Below are 285 nucleotides of genomic sequence, written 5' to 3'. Positions count from 1 at the left end.
GGGCGGGGTGATGTCTACCGCCTATTGCTGCTGGGCCTGGTGCTGACCATGGTGCTGGGCACCTTCACCCAGTTCATCCAGCTCAAGACCAGCCCGGGGGAGTTCTCCATCCTGCAGAGCCTGGGCTACACCAGCTTCAACCGCGCCCAGCCGACCCAGGTGCTGTACTCGGGCCTGCTGGTGGCGGCGGTGGCGCTGCTGGTGGCGCGCGGCACGCGGCTGCTCGACGTGCTGGCGCTGGGGCGCGACCAGGCCATCGCCCTGGGCCTGGACCATGGCCGCTGC

The 285-nt window shown here is 70.2% G+C and carries 1 protein-coding gene; it reads left to right on the top strand.

Annotated elements, in window-relative coordinates; all coding sequences use genetic code 11:
• The coding region (locus GYA94_RS27390) for an iron chelate uptake ABC transporter family permease subunit (protein WP_161893519.1) at window positions 1-285 on the top strand (285 nt) is incomplete at both ends.

It is taken from the genome of Pseudomonas juntendi, assembly GCF_009932375.1.
GTDB lineage: Bacteria > Pseudomonadota > Gammaproteobacteria > Pseudomonadales > Pseudomonadaceae > Aquipseudomonas > Aquipseudomonas juntendi.
Note: the sequence above shows the minus strand (reverse complement) of the source record. Positions and strands in the feature narration are given on the sequence as shown.